General features: G+C 27.6%; 4 protein-coding genes. 2 read left to right on the top strand and 2 right to left on the bottom strand.

Features of this window, described 5'->3' with window-relative positions:
- Nucleotides 1-734 precede the first annotated feature (734 nt).
- Both HF850_RS15150 and HF850_RS15145 read left to right on the top strand, forming a co-directional pair.
- The gene (locus tag HF850_RS15150; RefSeq protein WP_169106254.1) at nucleotides 735-1,301 is read left to right on the top strand and encodes an AAA family ATPase; all 567 of its coding nucleotides are present in this window, start codon (nucleotides 735-737) and stop codon (nucleotides 1,299-1,301) included.
- Between the two features lie 145 nt (nucleotides 1,302-1,446).
- On the top strand, nucleotides 1,447-2,832 hold the full coding sequence (locus HF850_RS15145; RefSeq protein ID WP_169106253.1) for a L,D-transpeptidase family protein: 1,386 nt from the start codon (nucleotides 1,447-1,449) through the stop codon (nucleotides 2,830-2,832).
- 138 nt (nucleotides 2,833-2,970) lie between these two features.
- Here HF850_RS15145 and HF850_RS15140 read toward each other — a convergent pair whose 3' ends face one another.
- Together HF850_RS15140 and HF850_RS16055 are read right to left on the bottom strand one after the other, a co-directional pair.
- Entirely contained in the window at nucleotides 2,971-3,978 is a 1,008-nt protein-coding gene (locus HF850_RS15140; RefSeq protein ID WP_169106252.1) for a PLP-dependent cysteine synthase family protein, read from the bottom strand.
- A gap of 81 nt (nucleotides 3,979-4,059) precedes the next feature.
- On the bottom strand, nucleotides 4,060-4,182 hold the full coding sequence (locus HF850_RS16055) for a hypothetical protein (protein WP_279285849.1): 123 nt from the start codon (nucleotides 4,180-4,182) through the stop codon (nucleotides 4,060-4,062).
- Between the last annotated feature and the right edge of the window lie 496 nt (nucleotides 4,183-4,678).

The raw sequence follows: 4,678 nt of genomic DNA, 5'->3' as shown, positions 1-4,678 counted from the left end.
AACTTTCAACTAATGGTTAAATGAGAATAAGAGAAAAACAGAGAAAATGAGAAGAGTATTTAATGGGTATAGAGAATCATAGAGAGAGTATATGGTATGTGAGAGAATATTATAACTTTCAACTAATGGTTAAATGAGAATAAGAGAAAAACAGAGAAAATGAGAAGAGTATTTAATGGGTATAGAGAATCATAGAGAGAGTATATGGTATGTGAGAGAATATTATAACTTTCAACTAATGGTTAAATGAGAATAAGAGAAAAACAACAAAATGAGAAAAAATTAATGTGTATAAGAATTTAGAGAAATAATATGGTAGAAAATATACAGTTCTTATTAATGGTCAAATAAGAGTATGATAAATGGAACAAATTTGTAGAAATGATAATAGCAAATGAAGCTATTATCATTTTTTATTTATTAAATATTTAGATGCTGAATATTAATAAAAATGAAAAGAAAAAATGCAAAAAAATCGAAATGTAATTGTTTTCTTGACAAATAATAATAATTTATCACAAAAAATATTTACTTTTTATTAGAAACTGGTATAATACAAGACGTGAGTATATGTAACCTATATTCTCATATATTATTTCTATTTATTAAATAGCGAATATAACATAATTTATTAAATCAAAAAAGATAGAGTAGGATCTAGAATCTATGATTATAGATTCTACTATATTTTTGCTAATCTACAAATAGAATTGGGATGGGGAGACAAAAACGATATGAGAAGATTAATATTAGTAACATCACCACCAGCATGTGGAAAAACATTCATTTCAAAAGAAGTGTCAAAGGCACTTAAGCCTATAGTTTATTTAGATAAAGATACTTTAATTGGATTATCTAATCAAGTATTTAAAGTTGCACATCAAGAAAATAACAGAAGTTCAGAATTTTTCGAAGAAAATATAAGAAATGAAGAATATGAAGTTATCATTGATTTAGCATTAGAAGCTTTAGATTATTGTGATACAGTATTAATAAATGCTCCATTTACTAGAGAAATAAGAGATTTAAAATACATGGATAACTTCAGAAAGAAACTTAAAGAACATGATTGTGAATTAGTTGTTATCTGGGTTGAAACTAGTAAAGAAGTATGTCACCAAAGAATGATAGAACGTAATTCAGATCGTGACACATGGAAATTGGCTCATTGGGATGAATATATTGCAGGATGTAATTTTGAAAAGCCAGAAGGCATACCAGAATTATGGGTATTCAAGAACTCATCTACAGAAGAATTTAATCAATCAATGGCTGAATTAGTTAAGCATTTTAAAAATTAATTTTACATAGCTAGAAAGCCCTTAAGTATTATTTAAATAATACTTAAGGGCTTTCTTTTTTCTATAAAAAAATATTAGAAAATTTAAATACAGTACCAAATTATTTCCATATTTTGGTATAATAATATATGGAAGGAGGTACAGTATGGAAATCGAAAAAATAAAGAATAATAAATTATTGCTGGGACTTATAGTGTCATTATGTGGATTAGGAGCAATATATTTTGGAACGTCTATATATTTTATAAATCATTTTAACATTGGATCTAAAATAAATTTTGTAGATGTTTCAGGCAAAACAATTGATGAAGCCGATTCGGAAATAATGTCAAAGATAAATTCATATGAGTTGAATCTTAAAGGTAGGAATGGATTAGAAGAAACAATTACAGCAGATGATATAAATTTACAATGTGACTTACAGAATAAACTTGAACAAATAAAGAATAATCAAAATGCTTTATTTTGGATGGGAAATTTATTTAAAGGTGAAAATGCAAGTATAGCAGATTCTCTGGTATACGATGACAGCAAGTTGGAAAAAAAGATAAATGACTCTTCACTTATGAACAGTAAAGATATTGTAGAACCTCAGAATGCAGAACTTAAATATAATAATGATAGTTATGAAATTATAGAAGAAGTAGAAGGGAATAAATTAAATAAAGATTTCCTAAGATCAGCTGTATCTGAAGCAATAAAAAATGGCGAAACAACATTAGATCTGGACGAGAGTAATTGTTATGAAAGACCAACATATACGACAAAATCTAAAGAAGTATTAGCTGCTAAAGAATTATTAGACAAGTATACATCCGCCAAGATAACGTATAAGTTTATAGGTGAAGATGAAGTTATAGATGGGACTATAATAAAAGATTGGTTATCATTAGATAAAAATTATAATGTAAATATTAATGAGGAAAAAGTTAAAGAATATGTTAAATCATTATCAAATAAATATACGACAATAGGAAAAACAAGAAGTTTCACTACAACATACGGACAAACTGTATCTGTAAGTGGTGGAGATTATGGAACTAAAGTAGATTTTTCAGAAGAAACAGCGTATCTTATAAATGCTATAAAAAATAGCCTTGTTGAAGATAAAGAACCTAAGTATTCACAAAAAGCAATGGCAAGTGGGGAGAATGATATTGGAAACACATATGTTGAAATAAGTTTATCTGACCAGCATTTATGGTTTTATAAAAATGGAGGTTTAGTTACAGAAGGTCCTGTAGTAACAGGTAATATAAGCAATGGAACAGGAACTCCTGGAGGAACTTATAAACTTGATTATAAAGAGAGAAATGCAGTATTAAGAGGCCCAGGATATGAGTCGCCAGTTAGTTTTTGGATGCCTTTTAATGGAGGAATAGGAATACATGATGCTTCTTGGAGAGGTAGTTTTGGAGGAAGTATATATGTTTATGGAGGATCACATGGTTGTGTTAATGCACCATATGATTTAGCAAGGACTATATTTAATAATATAGATGATGGTACACCGATTGTATGTTACTATTAGTTTCGAAAATTATTTAATAAATATTTAGAATAGTTGCATTATATAGTTGCATTATAATGATAGCTGGATTATTTTAAATAGTTTTATAAAGTAATAAGTTAATAAAGCTGCCTCTTTATATATGAGACAGCTTATGTTTTAAAGTACATTTAAATCTAATAATTCTATATTGGTAGATATGAAATTATCTTTCACAGGTTCTTCTTTCATAAGATCTGTAGAAAGATATTTTTTATTATCGTCAGAAAATACTGTGACAATATTATGTTGGAAGTTATTCTCAGCTAATACCTTTACTGCCCCTATAAAATTTGCACCAGATGAAATTCCAATACCAAGTCCTAAATCTTTAGAAAATTTTTGTGCCATTATTATAGAATCACCATCATCAACACTTACTATATTATTTAGCTTTTTTAAATTAAGTATTGGAGGAATAAATTCATCTGATATGCCCTGGATTCTATGACTGCTTGTGCATTTGCCAGTTGATAATGTTGGAGAGTTAAGTGGCTCCAAAGGGTATACTTTCATGTTGGGTTGATTATCTTTTAAGTATTTGCCTATACCCATTACAGTGCCACCAGTTCCTACACCAGCTATAAAAGCTGATGGAGTAATGTTATGTCTTTGTAATGTGTGTAATATTTCGGGTCCAGTAGAAGTATAATGAGCTAATATGTTATCGTAGTTAGAAAATTGATTTGGTAAAAACATATCATGTCTTTCTTTGGCTATTTCCTTTGTGGTAGAAATGCATTTCTTAAATCCGCCATCATTTTTTGAAATCAGATGTAGTTTTGCATTGAAACTTTCTAATAATTTCATTCTTTCACTGCTTAACCAATCAGGCATGTATATATGAACTTCATGATTTAAATATGTTCCTATTGCGGCAAAAGAAATTCCTGTGTTGCCACTTGTGGCTTCGATAATAATATCATTATCTTTAAATTTTTTCTCAATATATGATTTACTGAGAATATACAATGCCACCCTATCTTTAATACTTCCAGTATAGTTATAGTATTCGAGTTTTGAATATATTTTTGCTGGTTTTCCTTTATATTTAAAATTTATTTCCACTAATGGGGTATTTCCAATAAGGTGGCCTAATTGTTTAAATTTTTTTTGTACACTAATCATAAAATCCCCTTAATTAAAAATGCTATTACATAATTAGTGTATGCAGGATAAATAAAACTAAAAACAATAATAATACATTTCTTATTGTTGTTTTTCCCATGCAATCATTACAAAGTCTTTTCCAGTTTCCTTTTTTACTAAGCTTTCAGCTTTTTTTATGGATTCATAATCTTTATTATTTAAATCTGCTATTTTATAATCCATAAGATATCATCTCCTTTATAGTTAGAATTTGATATTTAGAAAAATTAATACTATATATATAGCAGGTAATATTAGGAAAATTATATGCTTTTAGTTTAGATATCTGAATATAAAAGCATAAACATATCGTGGTGTATCTATATTAGAAAAAAAGAGAATGATGGTATAAAATGAAGAAAAATAAAAATAAATAAAATTAATAGTAGAAAAAATCATAAAAAAGGAGATTGATTGTGATAAGATAAAACACGTCGCAAGGAGCGGTAAACAACTGAAATAAAGCTTAAAAATTACTAAACAGTAATAAATTAAAAAGTTTTGAAAAAAGTTGTTGACATCATCCTAATCAAGTGATAAACTAAGTGAGTCGCTTGAGGGTGACAGAAAAAAACAAAAAGTAACAACGAAAGTTGTGAAAGAAAATGGTCTTTGAAAATTGAACAGAATATATAAATACATTTAAGTAAACCAGCAATTCTTTATTTTGAGTAAGCTA

It is taken from the genome of Clostridium sp. SM-530-WT-3G (genome assembly GCF_012843905.1).
Lineage (GTDB): Bacteria > Bacillota > Clostridia > Clostridiales > Clostridiaceae > Clostridium.
This window is presented reverse-complemented; position numbering and strand designations above follow the sequence as displayed.

What these genes read in the sequence shown, in the direction of transcription:
- HF850_RS15150 (WP_169106254.1), top strand. Translation starts at nt 735, where the DNA reads ATGAGAAGATTAATATTAGTAACATCACCACCAGCATGTGGAAAAACA.
- HF850_RS15145 (WP_169106253.1), top strand. Translation starts at nt 1,447, where the DNA reads ATGGAAATCGAAAAAATAAAGAATAATAAATTATTGCTGGGACTTATA.
- HF850_RS15140 (WP_169106252.1), bottom strand. Translation starts at nt 3,978, where the DNA reads ATGATTAGTGTACAAAAAAAATTTAAACAATTAGGCCACCTTATTGGA.
- HF850_RS16055 (WP_279285849.1), bottom strand. Translation starts at nt 4,182, where the DNA reads ATGGATTATAAAATAGCAGATTTAAATAATAAAGATTATGAATCCATA.